Origin of the sequence: Rhodococcus sp. IEGM 1406 (assembly GCF_030056745.1) — a bacterium.
GTDB classification, from domain to species: Bacteria; Actinomycetota; Actinomycetes; order Mycobacteriales; family Mycobacteriaceae; genus Rhodococcus_F; species Rhodococcus_F erythropolis.
This window is the reverse complement of the sequence record NZ_JASHKO010000005.1, coordinates 300,407-317,018: the sequence shown is the minus strand read 5'-3', so window position 1 is coordinate 317,018 and position 16,612 is coordinate 300,407. Positions and strand designations below refer to the sequence as shown.

The window sequence follows — 16,612 nt, the reverse complement described above, 5'->3', positions numbered from 1 at the left end:
CGTGACCTCACACTATGACGTCGTTGTCCTCGGAGCCGGCCCCGGTGGGTACGTCGCTGCTATCCGCGCGGCACAACTGGGCCTGAGCACCGCCATCATCGAGCAGAAGTACTGGGGCGGTGTATGCCTGAATGTCGGCTGCATTCCGTCCAAGGCGCTTCTCCGTAACGCCGAACTCGCGCACATCTTCACGAAAGAAGCGAAGACGTTCGGCATGTCCGGAGACGTGTCCTTCGATTTCGGCTCCGCTTTCGATCGCAGCCGCAAGGTCGCGGACGGGCGAGTCAAGGGCATTCACTTCTTGATGAAGAAGAACAAGATCCCGGAGTACGACGGCAAGGGCACGTTCGTCGACGCCAACACCATCAGCGTGGAGCTGAGCAAGGGTGGCACCGAGACGATCACGTTCGACAACGCGATCATCGCGACGGGTTCGTACACCAAGCTGCTGCCGGGCACCTCGCTGAGCGAGAACGTCGTGACCTACGAAGAGCAGATCCTCACCCGTGACCTTCCGGGTTCGATCCTCATCGTCGGTGCCGGCGCGATCGGCATGGAGTTCGGTTACGTCCTCAAGAACTACGGAGTCGACGTCACGATCGTCGAGTTCCTCGATCGGGCACTGCCCAACGAGGACGCCGATGTCTCGAAGGAAATCGCCAAGCAATACAAGAAGCTCGGCGTCACCATCAAGACCGGTGCCGCTGTGCAGTCCATCAGCGACGACGGCAGCAAGGTCACCGTCTCGATCAAGGACAACAAGTCCGGTGAGATCGAGACCGTGGTCGTCGACAAGGTTTTGCAGTCCGTCGGCTTCGCACCGCGCGTGGAGGGCTTCGGCCTCGAGAACACCGGTGTCGCGTTGACCGATCGCGGCGCCATCGCGATCGACGACTACATGCGCACCAACGTCCCGCACATCTTCGCCATCGGTGACGTCACCGCCAAGCTGCAGCTCGCTCACGTCGCGGAAGCTCAGGCCGTCGTCGCTGCCGAGACCATCGGCGGCGCGGAGACGCAGACGCTCGGTGACTACCGGATGATGCCCCGTGCGACGTTCTGCCAGCCGCAGGTCGCCTCGTTCGGGTTGACCGAGGAGCAGGCCAAGGCCGAGGGCTACGACGTCAAGGTCGCGAACTTCCCGTTCGCTGCCAACGGCAAGGCACACGGTCTCGGTGACCCGACCGGTTTCGTCAAGCTGATCGCCGACAAGAAGTACGGCGAACTGCTCGGTGGGCACCTCATTGGACCGGATGTTTCGGAACTGCTGCCCGAGCTGACCTTGGCCCAGAAGTGGGACCTCACGGTCAACGAGTTGGCACGCAACGTCCACACCCACCCCACACTCAGTGAGGCACTGCAGGAAGCGATCCACGGCCTCGCCGGCCACATGATCAACTTCTGACGGCAGGGCCTTCGGCCCCGTGCGCCTTTTCGGTAGTTCGCACTACCGGAAAGGCACACGGGGTTTTTCGTCTTTTGTGTCGAGTTGTGTTGCGAAACCGCCATCTGAGGCCTTCGAGTCGGGGTGTAGGCGCGCAACGCATTAGCGTCCCGAGTCGACCATCCGGCTTTCGAAGGACCACTCATGAAAACTCGTTCCGTACTGCTCGCGGCTTGCGTCGCGCTGACGCTCTCCGCCTGTGGAACCTCAGGTGACTCCGGATCGGACACCGAAGCTTCGGGTGCCGCCGAGGCGGGGGCGTTCCCCGTGACCGTCGACCACGCCTACGGTTCGACGACGATCGACGCGGAGCCTATGCGCATCGTGACCATCGGATGGAGTGGCCAGGATGCGGTGATCGCGCTGAACAAGGTTCCGGTCGCCATGGAGAGCTTCTCCGGCGACGGCATCGAGAACAACATCCTGCCCTGGGACGCTTCGCGTCTGAACGGTGCCAAGCCCGTTCTCATGACGACCAATCCCGATATCCCGTTCGAGCAGATCCTCGGGCTCGATCCCGACGTGATCCTCGCCGTCTACTCCGGCATCGACGAGGGCGAGTACAAGCGTCTCAGTGACATCGCGCCGACCGTCGCGTTCCCCGACCAGCCGTGGGATACGGCGTGGGACAAGCAGATGAGCATGATCGGTGCAGCGCTCGGACAGCCGGAGCAGGCTCAGACGCTGATCGACGAGACCGGGGCGTACTTCGAGAAGCAGGCCGCTGATCACCCACAGTTCCAGGGCAAAACCGCAACGTATGCAATGCGCACCGACGAGGGCCTGATCGTCTTCTGCGGCACCGACCCGCGGATCCGTCTTCTCGGCCAGCTCGGGGTGAAGACCTCGCCCGGTGTCGACGCAGTGTGCACTTCCGGCGACAGTTCGGTGTCCGTGGGCATGGAATCCATCGACACACTCGACGCCGACGTCTTCATTCTCGTCGACGCCGACGGCACCAACCTGGACAAGCTGATGTCCTTCGGTCCGTTCGCGAACATGACCTCGGTGTCGAACGGCCGTCTGGTTCGTCTGGTCGGAATGGACTACGCGATGGCTACGTCCGCTCCGACGGTGCTGAGCGTTCCCTACGCATTCGACGAGTTCATCGCTCAGCTTTCGGACAAGTTGAGCTGATTCCGAGCGTCGTACGACGCTTGTGACGCAACGATTTTCGGCACCTGCGATTCGAGTAGTTCGATCAGGGCCGTGATCTTTGCGGCGACGTCGGCGCCGAGTTCGGTCAGGCTGTATTCCACTTTGGGCGGGATGGTTTCGAGTACCTCACGGTGCACGAGGCCATCCCGCTCGAGTGTTTGCAGGGTCTGCGAGAGCATGCGCTCGCTGACTCCGTCGACGCGTCGGCGCAGGGCACTGAACCGGTACGGGCCCTCGTTCAATGCCGCCAGCGCGAGTGCGCCCCAGCGTCCGGTTGCATTCTGCAATGCCGCCCGAGAGTTGCACCCGCGAGCGAAGACGTCAGCCTCGAGCGTTGGGTCCACGACGTCGGCATTCGGATCAGGGGTCTGGGCAGCACGTGAAGGTGAGTCGGTGCTGGTCATGAACCCAGGCTACTACTGCACGATCCCATAGCGCTAACTCGACGTGTTGCACTTACGAAAAATAAGTGCATGATGGTTGCAGAACGCATTTACGCTTCAACCTGGATCGGGAGTTCGCATGAGCATTGCAGTCACCGGCGCAACCGGAAACCTCGGACAACTGGTAGTCGAGTCGTTGATCGAGCGGGGAACCGCCGCGTCCGACATCGTCGCAGTCGTCCGCAATCCACAGAAGGCGGAAAGCCTCGCCGCCCGCGGAGTAGTTGTACGTCAAGCGGACTATGCCGATGCCTCGGCGTTGGAAACCGCATTGGCGGGCGTCGACAAGCTGGTGCTGATCTCGGGAAGTGAAGTGGGGTCACGGCTCGCGCAACACACCAACATCATCGACGCGGCGAAGGCTGCCGGCGTCGGATTCATCGCCTACACGAGCATCTTGAATGCTCAGGACACGCCGATGAAGCTTGCTGCCGAGCACAAGGCGACCGAGGACGTGCTCACTCGGAGCGGTATTCCGTTCGCGCTGTTGCGCAACGGTTGGTACTGGGAGAACTTCACCAACGACCTGGCCGGTGTGATCGAACGCGGCGCACTGGTCGGTGCGGGAGCGGAAGGCAAGATCGCGGCTGCGGCGCGTGCGGATTACGCCGACGCCGCAGCAGTAGTCGCGACCACCGATGGTCATGAAGGTGCAGTGTACGAGTTGGGCGGTGACGAGAGGCTCACCTACGCCGAATTGGCCGAGAAGATCAGCGAATTTGCAGGCAAGCCTGTCGCGTACCAGTTCGTGAGCGAGGACGCATACAAGGGGATTCTCGAGAGCGTCGGCCTGCCTGCCCCGGTCGCAGAGATTCTCGCGGATTCCGATGCTGCAATTGCCAAGGGGGCGTTGGACACTGAGTCTGGTGACCTGCAGAAGTTGATCGGCCGCAGCAGCGCTCCGGTGGCTGAGGTGTTGAGGAAGGCCTGACCTGCTGTGCGCCTTTATTAACCGCGGGCGGTTAATAAAGGCGCACAGGGGGTTATCCCATGTGGACTGCACCCTCGGCGGGCAGATCACCCTTCTTGGCGCGGACCAGAACCAGCACTACCGGTGCGATGATCGCCAACAGGATTGCCGCCCAACCGAATGCGGCCGAGTATCCGGATACCTCGGCGCCGAAGAAGTAGTCCGTCATCGAGGCGACGAAGTCCTGCACCGGCTGGGGGAGTAGCGCCAATTGGTCCCCGGTCGGGATGGTCGCATTCGACATGTCGACAGGAATGCCTTCCGGCGGGATCGGCGCCGCGTTGTCGGCGGTGAAGGCCGACTTTGCCGAAGCGTAGATCGTGGTGAACAGTGCAGTTCCGAGTGCGCCGCCTATCTGCAGGGTGGCGTTGACGAGGGCACTGGCGGCGCCGGCGTCGTGGTCGGGAACACCGATAAGTGCGAGGTTCTGCATCGGCACCATCAGCAGGCCCAGTCCGAAGCCGAAGATCGCGAGGCCGGGGAACACGTGCGTCCAGTAGGAGCTGTGTACCTCGATCTGGGTCAGCATGAGCAGTCCTACTGCGGCCACCAGCGGGCCGGCGACCATGAGCGGCTTGGGGCCGATCTTGGTGGACAACTGCGCTGCGATGGTCGACGCCAAGACGATGAAGAATGCCATCGGCAGCGATCCGACGCCGGCCATGACCGGGCTGAATCCGAGCACGATCTGCAGGTAGAACGTCAGGTACAACGTGCCGCCGAGCAGGGCGGCGCCCACCAGCATGGAGCCGATCAGAGCAGCGCCGCGATCACGATGCCACGGAACGCTCAGCGGTAGAAGCGGATTCTTGCTGCGGCTCTCGACGACCACGAAGATCGCGAGGAAGACCAGACCCAGTGCGATGAACAGCAAAGTGTCCGCCTGACCCCAGCCGTGCTCGGCGCGTGTGAATCCGTAGACCAGTGATCCGAGCCCCAGGGCGATGAGGACAGCGCCGGGAAGGTCGTAGCTCGTGTCGCCGTGCGCTTTGGTTTCCTTGACGATCGGGACGGCTGCAGCGATGGCGATCAGCGCGATCGGGATGTTGACGAGCAGGCACCAGCGCCAGTCGACGTACTGCGTCAGCACTCCACCGAGGAGCAGGCCGATGGCAGCGCCACCGCCGGAGATCGCGCCGTAGACGGCAAAAGCCTTGGCGCGCTCCTTCTCTCCGATGAAGGTGGTGGTGAGCATCGACAGCGCAGCGGGCGCGAGCAATGCTGCGAAGACGCCCTGGCCGGCGCGGGCGATGAACAGTTCGATACCGCTCTGCGCGATGCCGCCGATGCCGGAGGCAACCGCGAAGCCCGCCATGCCGACGATGAAGGATCGCTTTCGGCCCCAGTAGTCTGCGATACGTCCGCCGAGGAGCAGCAGCGCACCGAACGCCAAGGCGTACGACGTGACCACCCACGCGCGGTCAAGGTCGCTGATGCCCAGTTCCTCCTGGGCTGCCGGCAGGGCGATGGAGACGATGGTGCCGTCGAGCACCACCATGAGTTGAGCGAACGCGACGATGCAGAGCACCAGCCAGCGACGTTGATGATTCGGATTCTCGGAGACAGCCGGGATCGGTGGCAGAGTGCCGCCGTCGACGTGGGACGTGGTAGTCATTGGAAAAAGGTATTCCAGCCTTCTCAGGTGAGTCAAACGAAATAGTTCGTTCGGTTACCATCATCACTATGGCTCCCACTGACGTGACCGCGACAAAACAGCGAATCCTCGACGCTGCGCAAGAAGAATTCGGCACCTACGGGCTTGCCGGTGCGCGCATCGATCGGATTGCGAAGAACGGAAACGCCAGTAAGGAGCGCCTCTACGCCTATTTCGGTGACAAGGTCGCGTTGTTCCACGCGGTGCTCGACGTCGACTTCGAGCAGGCGATGGAGTCTGTCGAGTTCACCGGTGAAGACATGCCCGCGCATGCCGTCGAACTGTTCGACGCAATGCTCGCCAAACCACAGATTCAACGGATGATGATCTGGGGTCAATTGCAGGGTGAGGCACCACGGATGAAGAAGCTGGCCGAGGAACATTCCAGCTGGGTTCCGCGAATGGCCACGATCCGCAAGGCTCAAGAAGACGGCCTCATCTCGAAGCACTGGGATCCCCAGGACCTGATCACGATGCTGTTCGGCCTCGTGTTCGGTTGGGTCGTGGCCCCCGGTGTGGCCGACAACCAGAACGTCGACGCCGACGAGATCGCGCGCCGCCGTGAAGTGGTGCGCGAGGCCGTCACTCGAATCTGCAAGCCGTGACTGTCAGCGAGAGAGGTACGCGGCCCAACCGCCGTAGCCGGTGATGTCAGCTGCGCCGTTTACGGCGTCATGAGTGCAGCTGAAACCGACTGTCGTTCTGCCGTCCGATAACTCGACGCTGGTGAGCGCCATCGGCGCGGGCAAGGCGGCGAGAAACGTTCCCAGGCCAGCCGGTGAGATCCGGAAGATCTCGCCGACGACCGGTGCGCCGAGTCCAGGGCCACGGCGTACCAGGCCGGGCTTCGGTGGCGTCGTGTCGAGAGCGAAGAGCCGGTAGGCATCCGAGGTCGTGACGGTTTCGACGTACCGCGCGCCGAGGTCGACCAACTGTGTGTTGAGGGGTTGCCCGCGCAGGTGAGCGCCGAATACTGCGAGGTCGATTCCGGTATTGACGAGGGCGGGTGAAGGCACACCACCGAGTCGCGCAGCGAGGTCGATGGCGATCTGGTCGTCGAAAGCGGGTACGACGAACATGACGCCGAACGGGTGATCTTCGGCAGTGCGGTGTCCGGGCGCCGCGACGGCCGCCATGTCGAGCAGGTTGCAGAAGTTGGTGAAAGTTCCCATCCGGCGGTTGATTCCGAATGGATCCTCGGTCACGGCAGCGATGGTCGGATGTTCGGTGGTGGTGGGAAGCAGTAGGGCGTCGAACCCGGCGAGGAGTTCCCGGGCGGCAGCCTTGGCGTGGGTGAGAGCGTCGAGATCGTCGACTAGCTGGTATCCGGTGGGGTGCTTCGCGCCGAGCACGATGTCGGACACCGCGGGATCTGCTCCGGCAGGACGAGTTTCGAGGAACTCGCCGGCAGCGGCGTACCGCTGCGCCACCACGGCGCCGTCGTAGAGCAATCGGGCCGCGTCGAGCAGCCCGGAGATGTCGACGGTCTCGGTCTCGGCGCCGCCGGCTACCAGAGCTGTCACAGTGTCCTGAAATGCTGCCAGATACGACGGGCTAAGTTGAGCGAGATCCTCGATTCGGGGGACCGCGACGCGGGGATTCGGCGCCGCCGCGAGACGAACGTCGGAAGGCCAGACGCGGCTGCGGGGATCTCGAGGTTCGTGGCCGACCATGATTGCCGCTGCCGCGGTTGCCGATTCGAGGTCGCCGGCGAACACCGTCAGAGCGTCGTAGTCGATGCAGGCGGGCACTACTCCGTGGACGGGAATGACGCCGAGCGAGAGCTTGAGTCCGTAGATCCCGTGAAATGCCGCCGGTACCCGGCCGGAACCGGCAGTATCGGTGCCGATTCCGATATCCGCAATCCCCAGTGCCACGGCGACGGCGGATCCGGAGCTACTACCGCCCGAGATCAACTTCTCGTCCCAGGCGCAGCGAACGGCTCCGTGCGGACTACGCGTTCCGACCAGTCCGGTGGCGAACTGGTCCAGATTGGTCTTCCCCAGAACAACAGCTCCGTGCTCGATCAACCGCGCAACGGCACTGGCAGTTTCGTCCGGCGCATAAGCGAATTCGGGGCACGCCGCTGTGGTCGGCAGACCGGCGACGTCGACGTTGTCCTTGACGGCGACCAGGCGCCCAGCCAGGGGAAGGTGCTCGCCTGCGGCGAGTCTGGCTTCGGCCGAGGCGGCATCGGCAAGCACATCTTCCTTGCGGCGCAACGTGATCCAGATTTCGGGGCGATCTACTTCCTCGATCCGCTGGAATGCCTGCTCGACCCGGGCTGTCGGGGTGAAAACTTCTGCTGCGATGGTCATGGTGTGTACTGCTCCGATCAGTCCGTGATGTTGGCGAGTGAGAGCGCGGTGATCGCGCGGGTCACCCGGTCGAGGACGACGTCGAGAGACTCGCCGATGTGCTGGTGCAAAAGCGTGCGGGCCTCGGGCAGATTGCCGGCACGTAGTTCTTCGAGGATTCGAATGTGCTCCGCGATCGAGGTGTCGATGCGGCCGTTGACCATGAAGTCGTACATCCGAACGTGCCGGATACGGGAATTCACCGACAGCAGCGACGCGACCAGTTCATTGTTTCCCGACGCACTCAGTACGGCGACGTGGAATTCCTCGTCCAGTTCGACGAACCCCGGTTCCTGAGCGGGCGGATCGAGAGCCAGGGCACGCCACCGCACCAATTCGTCGTCGAGGATTGTTCGGTCGTGCCGGATCGTCGGATCTGCGATCGCCCGGGTAATTCCTTGTAGTTCCAGAGTGATTCGGAGCTCGTACAGGTCTCGGATCCGCGGGATGCTCGGGCGCACGGCGGAGAACCCGTATTCTTCCCGGCGCAGGAGTCCATCGGCGCACAGCATCGTCAACGCTTCCCGTACTGGTGTGCGAGAAATGCCGAAACGCGTGGAGAGTTTCGGTTCCGTCAGGCGTTGATCGAACCCGATGGTCCCGTTGACCAGTTCGGTGCGTAGTTCCCGGTAGACCACCTCACGCAGTGGCTCCGGCGCCGTGTTCATCCCTGTCGACATACCTGTATACGCTATTGATCAGGTGTTTCGTCCAGATGTCTTCGGGTAAGAGCTGAGTTACGGCCGCCGCGGAACTTCAGGAGAAGTCGCGCTGAACCCGCAAGGTTCCGATCGTGGTGGCCAGGCCGTCGTACTGAGTGACCAGCAAGGTGAATTCGATCAGCCGACGATCGTCGAGATGCTGCGAGAGCGTTCCCCACGTGTTGTCGGTGATGTCCTTGGTGGTGACCAGCTCGTCGACCGCAGTCAAGATCGCACGGTGACGCGGACTCAACTCGGAAGCGCCAGGGCCCTCGATGATTCGGGCCAGTTCTTCTGCGTCGATTCCGGCTTTGCGGCCGAGCCTGATGTGGTGATCCATCTCGTAACCGCAGTCCCGCAGGTGCGCGACCCGCAGGATGATCAGTTCGGTGTCGTGGCGAGAGATCTTGCCGCCGGGCATGAGTGAGCCGGAGTAGTGCAGCCAACCGCGGAAGAGTCCACCCGTGCGCCCCAAGGTGCTGAACAGATGCGCATCGGGTGCTCCGGCAGCCTTCGACAGGACACGCCAGATTCCCCAGTTGATCGGACCGAGGTCCTTGAATCGGCCGGGCGGGATGCGGGGGTTCATGCGACTCCACGGATGTGAGAGGGACGGAGGTCGATAGCTCGTTGCGCGATGTGGCGAACCGCAGCGCTGCGGCGGGGCGCGTGTACGCGTGACTTCCGGCCGACGATACCGCGCTCGAACGCGTCGACGGCGTCGGCGACGGTCGTGGTGCCGGCGCTGGCGAGGGTTCCGCGAGCGCCGTCGAAAGAGAGTGCGGTGGTATCGGTGTCGATGTCTCCGATATACGCGACGCCCACCTTGGTACCAAGGTGTTTCATTTCCAGGCGCAACGCGTCGCCCAACGCTTCGACGCCGGCGCGCGAAGCACCGAACGGTCCGCGGAACGGGTGCTTCGCCGCGCCGTGGGCCGAGGCGACCACCAGGGCGTAACCATCTTCGTGACTGATGTGGGGACCCGCTGCGCGCAGGGTGTAGTACGTGCCCATGAGGTTGACTTCGACTGCGCGACGCATGTCTTCGACGTCTCCGCCGAGGATCGACGAATTCGCCTCGACGCCGGCATTGGCCACGACGACGTCGATGCCTCCCAGTTGCTCAGCGATGTAGCTGACGCCGCGAGATACCTGCTCGAGATCGGCGACATCGCACAACTGCCACGGCGCGCGGCCGCAGGAAGTGGCGACTTGCTCGAGAAGTTCCGGCTCGAGGCCGAGCAGTCCCACGGACGCGCCACGGTCGTACAGGCGTCTGGCCAGCGAAGAACCGATATTGCGGGCAGCGCCGGTGATCAGGATGCGCCGACCCGTCAGATCGTCGCCACTGCTCTTGGCCGATTCGGCCTTGCCCGCCTCGCTCTTACCCATGTGCTGTGTCCCTACGCAGTTACCTTCTGGTCCTCCGACGCTAACACCGCCGGGTAGCTGCGACTGCAAGTACCGCCAACTCCGTCCGAACGGGTGTTCAGACCGATGCGGCTTCGAGACGCGGATGTGACGTGGAAGCCTGGGTCGACCGCAATCGACGGAATCGGACCACGGCAACGACTGCGGCAACAGCGGCGAGGATCACCAACGGCAGTGACGGACCCATCGTGGGCTCGATGACAACCAGTAGCACCGGCAGTCCGAATCCGAGATAGGTGCCGACGTAGAAGATCCCGGTCAAAGCGCCCCGCGAGGCCGGGGGAGCCAGCGACTCGAGGTCGAGCAGTCCCTCACGTAGACACAGTCCGTAGGCCGTACCGAGGACGAGCGCGCAGACGATGAACAACCCGAGCGCGGGGTGCGCGCCGCCGACTGCGACCAGGCAGTATCCGAGTGCCGCCAGTGCGGCGCCGACCGTGCCGGCCTGAGGACCCCAATTGCGATGGCGCGCAGCGGTTTGAACCAGGATTCCAGCACCCAGAGTCAGCGCCGCGGCGAAACCCGGAAGGAGAGGACCTGAGTAGCGGTCGCCGAGCCTGGCCGTCATGGTCACGAAAGACACTGTTGCGCTGGCGAACACCCATGGCGCCAACGGAAGTGCCCAGAGCAGTGCGACCTTCACACCGGTTCCCGACCGCGCAGAGCGGTCGGGAACCGGTGTGAACGTCGCAGCCTTGGTGGGAGCAAGAGTAAGACTCCACGAGGCAGCAGCGGCAACCGAACCCACCGACAAGACGGCCGAGACGACAAAGGGCGTAGCGAGTGGGAAGGCGGCAAATTGTGCCAACAGACCCGAAAACAGTGGTCCCAGTGCAAAACCCGAGGTGAGCACTACGCCCGCCATCACGGTTCCGGACCTACCGCGAAGGTCAGCTGCCCACGCGGTACCGGCGCCGATTGCCAGACCGGCACCGATACCGACTACGAGGCGCCCGACCATGAGCCCGGGCGCGTCGTGCCAGAGAAGAAGAATCAAGGTTCCGAGCGAGGCTATGAGTGCTCCGGGAAGGACGACTACAGCTCGGCCGACGCGGTCCGACACTGCTCCACCGGTCAACAGGCCGGGTAGGAGTCCGAGCGCATAGATACCGAAAACACCGTCGAGCACGATATGCGAAAGGCCCTCGTCCACCCGGAGAACCGGGATGAGCGAAGCAAAGTGGTTGGCGGCCCAACCCGTCGAAAGTAGTACGGCCAGTACCGAGATGAACCCGCGACGGGATGGATCGCCCATACCGGCAGCTTAGGCGGGCACCAGATCGCTCACGTCGGCGAGGAGTTCAAACGTGCGCAACCATGCCTCGCGGTTGGTGCCGGTCGACACCGTGATCAGCTCGTCGGCCTGCGCATGCTCGGTGAATTCGTCGAGGTACGCACGCACCTCGGCGGGCGTGCCGATGGCGCTGTACTTGGTCATTTGCAGAACCTGCTGACCGGCGGGGGAGTCGAGCAGCATGTCCGCTTCGTCGTCCGTGAATTTGCGTCCACGCCCGAGAAGAAGACTGACGCGCGAACGCTTGGCCGCGAGGAAGTCCTGCTGAGCCTGCTCATGGGTGTCGGCGGCGATGACGTTGACGCCGGCGATGACGTACGGCTCCGCCAACTGCTCCGACGGCTTGAACTCGCGTCGGTAGATTGCGACGGCGTCGCGCAGGGCGTTGGGGGCGAAGTGCGAGGCAAATGCATACGGCAGGCCGAGCATCGCGGCGAGCTTGGCGCCGAACAGTGACGATCCGAGAATGTAGAGCGGAACGTGAGTGCCCTTACCGGGAACGGCATTGATTCCGGGGACGCGCGAGGTGTCGCCGAGGTAGCCCTGAAGCTCGAGTACGTCCTGCGGGAAGCTGTCCGAAGAACTCGGGTCGCGTCGCAAAGCCTGCATCGTCTTCTGATCACTACCGGGCGCGCGGCCGAGACCGAGATCGATTCGACCGGGGTGCAAAGTCTCGAGGGTGCCGAACTGCTCGGCGATCGTCAGCGGTGCGTGGTTGGGCAGCATGATTCCACCGGCGCCGAGGCGGATTTTGCTGGTGTTCGCGGCGACGTGGCTGATCAGAACGCTGGTTGCCGAAGACGCGATGGAACCCATGTTGTGGTGCTCGGCGTACCAGATTCGCTTGTAGCCCCACTCCTCGGCACGCTGCGCCAAGGTCACGCTGGCGTCGAAGCTGTCTTTGGCGGTTTCGTCGTCCCCGATGTGGGCGAGGTCGAGGATGGAAAGTGGTACGGCCATGGAGGTGGAGCCTTTCTCAGCGAATAGAACGCAAGCGTCGTTGGAAGGTGCAACCATCTGGCCGGCTTTCCTATTTCCCCCTGGTCAACGCCCACAGATGGCGGCGAGGAGGAGAAGGCGTCAAGTCTTTGTCTCAATTTCGGTCATTTCGGATATTTCGGGTGAAAGTGGGGGCTAGATTTCCCGAATCGGAGGTTCTTTCGCATTCCAAGTGAATCGAGACCAGCATGGCCACTGATCGGAAGGCTGTAAACAAGCGCAAAGTACGTGCATTACTAGCCGGAGGACTTGTCCTCGGTATCGGCGCCGCTGTCACCTTGGCAGCGTGGACAGACAATGTTTTCGGCGACGCGCAGTTCAAGACGGGAAGTTGGAATCTCCAGGGCAGTTTCGACGGACTGACGACCTGGGGTGAGTATCAAGTCGACGCTTCCGCCGGCCACTTCCAATTCAGCACGGGATTCAACACACTCGCACCCGGAACGACGGTATATGCGCCGGTAGCGCTACGGATCGGTCCCACGGCCAGCACTTTCGGCGCGACGGTACAACTACTCGGTGCGACGGGCGGTGATGCCGATCTCAAACCCGCCCTGCGGTACTCGGTGTATCGAGGTGTCTCCTCCACGGCCTGCACGGCGGCGGGAATTGGAGCAGGCACAGCATGGGTGGGCACGACAGCTAGTCCGGTGGCCTTGACGGCAGGTTCGGGTTCGGATGTCGCCTTGCTAGGCACGGGTGTGCCGGTCGAACTGTGCTTCGCGGTCACGCTGCCCGCCGGAGTCGACCCCTCGATCGTGTCGGGCAAGGACACCGGGCGCTTGCTCTGGCAGTTCACCGGCCAGTCCACCCCCTGACGCCTGCGTGGTCACACGGCGAATGCGTCAGGTGTACGCACTGGCGGCCTCGGGACTCGTCCTGGGTATCGGTGCAACCACCGTGGCTGCCAGTTGGGTGGACAGCACGATGGGCGATGCATCGTTTCGCACCGGAACCTTCGGAATCGAGTCGAACGTCGGCGGTGGATGGTCGTCGCATGCATCCAGTGCCCCTGGCATTTTCACGTACACACCCTCGGCGCTCCTGATTCGCCCCGGTGCGTTCTCGTACGGCCCGATATCTCTTCGAACAGTGCCGGTCTCGCCGGCAGCATCCGTCACTCTGCAGGCGGCCACGGTTGCCGGCGACTCCACTCTGGCGTCGGCGCTTCGGTATCGGGTGGTCAAGTCGACGACCTGTGATGCGTCAGCCTTCTCCACGGGAACACCACAATTCGTGGTGGGAAGTGCGACGGTGTTTCCGTCGCTCTCAACTGGTTCCGCAGTCGGGGCCATCGCGCTACCCGCCGGTGGAGCGTCCCCGGGCGCCGCGGTGGCGCTGTGCTTCGAGATTTCGCTGCCCGGAACCTCGGCTAATTGGAGTAACTCGGCGTTGATCGGTAAAACGGCAACTCCCACTTGGCAGTTCAGTGCAACACCCTGAAGGAGCTGCAATGCCAACACATGCCCGGGCAACACATGCCCGGACGAAGAAGCGTTCGGTCCCCACGATCATCGGGGACTGCATCCTTCAGGTTCTCGCTGCCGGTGGGGTTGTTTGTATCGCTTTGGTGATCTGTGCCGTCGCCTTCGACATCACACTGATCATGTTCAAGACCGGATCGATGTCGCCGACCATTCCGACCGGATCTCTGGCAGTTGTACGGGAAGTACCGGCAGATTCCGTCGAGGTGGGCGACGTCGTCACCGTCGATCGGGGAGTGTCCGAACTGCCGGTGACCCACCGGGTCGTCTCCGCTCGTACCCAGGACAACGGCATCACGATTCTCGATCTCAAGGGTGATGCCAACGCTTCGGCTGATCCCGCGGTATACGAGGTCACCACGGTCCGAAAGGTGCTCTGGCACGTTCCGGGATTGGCGCGGGTGATCGTCTACTTCTCGAATCCTCTTGTTCTGGGGGCGATCACGCTGACCATGGCCGCTTTGGTGGTTGCGGTATTCTGGCCGCGCAATACCGATGACGACGATGATGCCGAATTGGCCGAACCGAAAACCGAACCCATTCAGGTTCTTCTACCGCCGGACGGCGGGAGGCAATGAAGCGTCGCCACCTGTTCTCAGTCATCGTATTGGCAGTTGCGGTTGTTCTGGGCTCCGGTTTCTCGTCTCACCCACTGTTCGGAGAGACCGAAGCGGCGTGGACAGACTCCGAATACGTGACCGGTCCGATTTCCACCGGTTCATGGACGACGAGTGGGTACGGCAGAGGCGCCGGCGGGCTCGGGTTGTCCAGTGGCGGAATCGTGATAGATCTTTTCGGCAGTTCGATGTTCGAAGGTGTCTCACAACAGAACACGATTGGAAAGGACCTGGACACAACCAATCTGGTGGTTGCAAAGCTGCTGGGTGTCAACTCGTTGTCCCGGACCGGATCGATCTCGTCGTGCGCTGCCTACTCGGTCGGGCAGCCTGCGAGCGGCCGCTGCCAGTCGGCAATTGTTTCGGATACCGATGCGACGTCGACACTCACCTCGATGACCGTGACAGTGAACTTGCTGTCTCTACTGGGGATTGATCTGGTAAGTGCGCCGATAGTCACTGTGGCATCGCCGATTACGGCAGGGGCTGCGTGCGATACCTCGAACAGGGCATCGGTATCGGCGAGTAGCCCCACGAATCAGGTGACGGTGGGATCTCGCGTCCTCACGATTCCACAGCCTGCCGAGAACGGATCGGTGACGGTGACAGGGGCGGACGCCACTGTGAACGCCGCTGGCTTGGCGACGATTCAATACACGAACATCAAGCTCGTGAGCACGCGAACGTCCACGGCAACAACGGCGCAATCGACGCTGAGCGTGAGTCTTTCGATGGCAGCTTTTGCGATTCTGGGGGCGCAGATACTGGGCACCACAAACGTGACGTTCAATCTTGTAACGGCTCAATGCGGAATTGGCACCGCGACATACCCGGTCACGCCGCTGAGCCTCCCAACCGGATTTGCTGCGCGTGCGGTCAGCCCGACGCCTACTTCGGTGAGCGAACCCCCGTCATCGACGACTTCTTCGACCACAGCAGCTGAGACCACAGCAGCTGAGACCACGGCAGCTGAGAACACGGCAGGGATGACGACCACCGCGTCTGTGCCGACACCGACAGCAATCCCGACATCGACAGCAACGCCGACATCGACAGCAACGCCGACAACGACGGCTACACCAACCACGAGTACACCGGCTCCGGCGGACCCAATCGGGACAGTAATCCAGGGGCCCGTCGGTTCGAGTATCTCCGCCTTCACCACGGATGACGGACTCACCTGCGACGTTGCGCCTGATGCGGACTACACGAGCGAAGTTGCAGTCGAATGCTCGGACGGCACAACGGGTACGGTCCCCGGTTCTGAACTCGGCCCGAAGCCAACCGCACCGGGGGAGTACCTCAGGATCCCCCTGACGAGAGACCACGTCACCGGAGTCGTCACTCTGAACTCAGCGACACGACGCTGATCAGTTACGCACGGCATTGGCCATGGCGGCCAACGAGAGGGCCTGACGAGCACGGTCGAGGACAACCGCACGAGAGATGTCGATGTGCGATACCAGCGCCTCGTGGGCTTGCGGAATCTTGCCGTCCAGAACCAGTTCGACGACGGAGATATGTTCCTCCACGGTGGCCTTCATGCGGTCGGGAGTCAGGTAGTCGAACATCCGCACGGGGCGCAGCTTCGAGTTGACGGCCTGCAAGGCGTCGACCAACGCGTGGTTTCCGGACGAGGCGAGGAGCGCGATGTGGAACTCCTCGTCGAGCGTCACGAAACCGGCGTCCGGTACCGGCATCTGTTTGAGAAATGCGTACCACTTGTCGAGCTCGGAACCGAGCGCGTCTCGATCATGAGCGGGGGCCTCACCGTCGAGTACCCGACGAAGCCCGTGCACCTCGAGGAGTATGCGCAGCTCGTAGAGTCCACCCAACTCGTCGAGGTGCGGTCGGTACGGAAAGAGTCCATGTTCGTCGCGCTCGACCAGCCCGTCGGATTCCAACTTTGCGAGCGCTTCGCGCACCGGTGTTCGCGAGACACCGTAGAGATGGGCCAGGCGTTCCTCGCCCAGTCGTTCCGAGGGCGCGATTTGACCGGACATCAGATCGTTTCGGATCGACCGGTAAACCTGTTCGCGCAGCGGCGGCCGCACACTCAT

17 protein-coding genes are annotated in these 16,612 nt (G+C 62.8%); 8 read left to right on the top strand and 9 right to left on the bottom strand.

The annotated features are described in order from the left end of the window. Nucleotide 1 precedes the first annotated feature (1 nt). Together lpdA and QM596_RS23490 are read left to right on the top strand one after the other, a co-directional pair. A complete protein-coding gene (gene lpdA / locus QM596_RS23495; protein WP_003941477.1) occupies nt 2-1,405 on the top strand; it encodes a dihydrolipoyl dehydrogenase in 1,404 nt (467 codons plus the stop codon). Between the two features lie 183 nt (nt 1,406-1,588). Beyond that, complete coding sequence (locus tag QM596_RS23490) at nt 1,589-2,581, top strand: iron-siderophore ABC transporter substrate-binding protein (RefSeq protein WP_019744462.1); 993 nt, start codon at nt 1,589-1,591, stop codon at nt 2,579-2,581. Here QM596_RS23490 and QM596_RS23485 read toward each other — a convergent pair. Next, nucleotides 2,557-3,006, bottom strand: coding sequence for a winged helix-turn-helix transcriptional regulator (locus QM596_RS23485; RefSeq protein ID WP_007735410.1), 450 nt, complete (start codon nt 3,004-3,006; stop codon nt 2,557-2,559). The two genes, QM596_RS23490 and QM596_RS23485, sit on opposite strands and share 25 nt — an antisense overlap. Nucleotides 3,007-3,124: 118 nt before the next feature. On the opposite strand from QM596_RS23485, the gene QM596_RS23480 reads away from it, so the two are divergent. Next, the gene (locus QM596_RS23480) at nt 3,125-3,976 is read left to right on the top strand and encodes an SDR family oxidoreductase (RefSeq protein WP_021343373.1); all 852 of its coding nucleotides are present in this window, start codon (nt 3,125-3,127) and stop codon (nt 3,974-3,976) included. Nucleotides 3,977-4,028: 52 nt separating this feature from the next. On the opposite strand, the gene QM596_RS23475 is transcribed toward QM596_RS23480, so the two are convergent. After that, nucleotides 4,029-5,630 carry an MFS transporter gene (locus tag QM596_RS23475; protein ID WP_003941517.1) on the bottom strand — a complete coding sequence of 534 codons (1,602 nt, stop codon included), beginning with the start codon at nt 5,628-5,630 and terminating at the stop codon, nt 4,029-4,031. Between the two features lie 68 nt (nt 5,631-5,698). On the opposite strand from QM596_RS23475, the gene QM596_RS23470 reads away from it, so the two are divergent. Beyond that, entirely contained in the window at nt 5,699-6,274 is a 576-nt protein-coding gene (locus QM596_RS23470) for a TetR family transcriptional regulator (protein WP_019744460.1), read from the top strand. Between the two features lie 3 nt (nt 6,275-6,277). Here QM596_RS23470 and atzF read toward each other — a convergent pair whose 3' ends face one another. From atzF to QM596_RS23440, 6 genes are all read right to left on the bottom strand, one after another. After that, a complete protein-coding gene (gene atzF, locus QM596_RS23465) occupies nt 6,278-7,987 on the bottom strand; it encodes an allophanate hydrolase (RefSeq protein WP_283310010.1) in 1,710 nt (569 codons plus the stop codon). Between the two features lie 17 nt (nt 7,988-8,004). Next, nucleotides 8,005-8,706 (bottom strand): GntR family transcriptional regulator, encoded by a 702-nt coding sequence (locus QM596_RS23460; RefSeq protein ID WP_283310009.1) that lies wholly within the window; start codon nt 8,704-8,706, stop codon nt 8,005-8,007. Nucleotides 8,707-8,782: 76 nt separating this feature from the next. Then, on the bottom strand, nt 8,783-9,316 hold the full coding sequence (locus tag QM596_RS23455) for a carboxymuconolactone decarboxylase family protein (RefSeq protein WP_019744457.1): 534 nt from the start codon (nt 9,314-9,316) through the stop codon (nt 8,783-8,785). Then, the gene (locus tag QM596_RS23450; protein WP_182261784.1) at nt 9,313-10,119 is read right to left on the bottom strand and encodes an SDR family NAD(P)-dependent oxidoreductase; all 807 of its coding nucleotides are present in this window, start codon (nt 10,117-10,119) and stop codon (nt 9,313-9,315) included. Before QM596_RS23450 ends, QM596_RS23455 begins: the two co-directional genes overlap by 4 nt. A 97-nt stretch (nt 10,120-10,216) precedes the next feature. Beyond that, nucleotides 10,217-11,413: an MFS transporter gene (locus tag QM596_RS23445; protein WP_283310007.1), complete on the bottom strand. Its 1,197-nt coding sequence runs from the start codon at nt 11,411-11,413 to the stop codon at nt 10,217-10,219. Nucleotides 11,414-11,422: 9 nt separating this feature from the next. After that, complete coding sequence (locus QM596_RS23440) at nt 11,423-12,412, bottom strand: LLM class flavin-dependent oxidoreductase (RefSeq protein ID WP_020906723.1); 990 nt, start codon at nt 12,410-12,412, stop codon at nt 11,423-11,425. A gap of 227 nt (nt 12,413-12,639) precedes the next feature. Here QM596_RS23440 and QM596_RS23435 point away from each other — a divergent pair, with 227 nt between their 5' ends. The 4 genes from QM596_RS23435 to QM596_RS23420 are packed head-to-tail and all read left to right on the top strand — an operon-like array spanning nt 12,640 to nt 15,922. After that, the gene (locus QM596_RS23435; RefSeq protein ID WP_019744453.1) at nt 12,640-13,269 is read left to right on the top strand and encodes a SipW-dependent-type signal peptide-containing protein; all 630 of its coding nucleotides are present in this window, start codon (nt 12,640-12,642) and stop codon (nt 13,267-13,269) included. A gap of 7 nt (nt 13,270-13,276) precedes the next feature. After that, nucleotides 13,277-13,894 (top strand): hypothetical protein, encoded by a 618-nt coding sequence (locus QM596_RS23430; protein WP_020906724.1) that lies wholly within the window; start codon nt 13,277-13,279, stop codon nt 13,892-13,894. Nucleotides 13,895-13,904: 10 nt separating this feature from the next. After that, complete coding sequence (locus QM596_RS23425; RefSeq protein ID WP_030535532.1) at nt 13,905-14,513, top strand: signal peptidase I; 609 nt, start codon at nt 13,905-13,907, stop codon at nt 14,511-14,513. After that, nucleotides 14,510-15,922 carry a hypothetical protein gene (locus QM596_RS23420; RefSeq protein WP_283310006.1) on the top strand — a complete coding sequence of 471 codons (1,413 nt, stop codon included), beginning with the start codon at nt 14,510-14,512 and terminating at the stop codon, nt 15,920-15,922. The genes QM596_RS23425 and QM596_RS23420 overlap by 4 nt, the downstream gene beginning before the upstream one ends. Here QM596_RS23420 and QM596_RS23415 read toward each other — a convergent pair whose 3' ends face one another. Then, entirely contained in the window at nt 15,923-16,612 is a 690-nt protein-coding gene (locus QM596_RS23415) for a GntR family transcriptional regulator (protein ID WP_020906727.1), read from the bottom strand.

Excerpts from the sequence above, each read along its gene's own strand:
- QM596_RS23480 (WP_021343373.1), top strand. The coding sequence starts at position 3,125 with ATGAGCATTGCAGTCACCGGCGCAACCGGAAACCTCGGACAACTGGTA.
- atzF (WP_283310010.1), bottom strand. The coding sequence starts at position 7,987 with ATGACCATCGCAGCAGAAGTTTTCACCCCGACAGCCCGGGTCGAGCAG.
- QM596_RS23490 (WP_019744462.1), top strand. The coding sequence starts at position 1,589 with ATGAAAACTCGTTCCGTACTGCTCGCGGCTTGCGTCGCGCTGACGCTC.
- QM596_RS23455 (WP_019744457.1), bottom strand. The coding sequence starts at position 9,316 with ATGAACCCCCGCATCCCGCCCGGCCGATTCAAGGACCTCGGTCCGATC.
- QM596_RS23470 (WP_019744460.1), top strand. The coding sequence starts at position 5,699 with ATGGCTCCCACTGACGTGACCGCGACAAAACAGCGAATCCTCGACGCT.
- QM596_RS23450 (WP_182261784.1), bottom strand. The coding sequence starts at position 10,119 with ATGGGTAAGAGCGAGGCGGGCAAGGCCGAATCGGCCAAGAGCAGTGGC.
- QM596_RS23460 (WP_283310009.1), bottom strand. The coding sequence starts at position 8,706 with ATGTCGACAGGGATGAACACGGCGCCGGAGCCACTGCGTGAGGTGGTC.
- QM596_RS23425 (WP_030535532.1), top strand. The coding sequence starts at position 13,905 with ATGCCAACACATGCCCGGGCAACACATGCCCGGACGAAGAAGCGTTCG.
- QM596_RS23445 (WP_283310007.1), bottom strand. The coding sequence starts at position 11,413 with ATGGGCGATCCATCCCGTCGCGGGTTCATCTCGGTACTGGCCGTACTA.
- QM596_RS23485 (WP_007735410.1), bottom strand. The coding sequence starts at position 3,006 with ATGACCAGCACCGACTCACCTTCACGTGCTGCCCAGACCCCTGATCCG.
- QM596_RS23435 (WP_019744453.1), top strand. The coding sequence starts at position 12,640 with ATGGCCACTGATCGGAAGGCTGTAAACAAGCGCAAAGTACGTGCATTA.
- QM596_RS23475 (WP_003941517.1), bottom strand. The coding sequence starts at position 5,630 with ATGACTACCACGTCCCACGTCGACGGCGGCACTCTGCCACCGATCCCG.
- QM596_RS23440 (WP_020906723.1), bottom strand. The coding sequence starts at position 12,412 with ATGGCCGTACCACTTTCCATCCTCGACCTCGCCCACATCGGGGACGAC.
- QM596_RS23415 (WP_020906727.1), bottom strand. The coding sequence starts at position 16,612 with ATGAGTGTGCGGCCGCCGCTGCGCGAACAGGTTTACCGGTCGATCCGA.
- QM596_RS23420 (WP_283310006.1), top strand. The coding sequence starts at position 14,510 with ATGAAGCGTCGCCACCTGTTCTCAGTCATCGTATTGGCAGTTGCGGTT.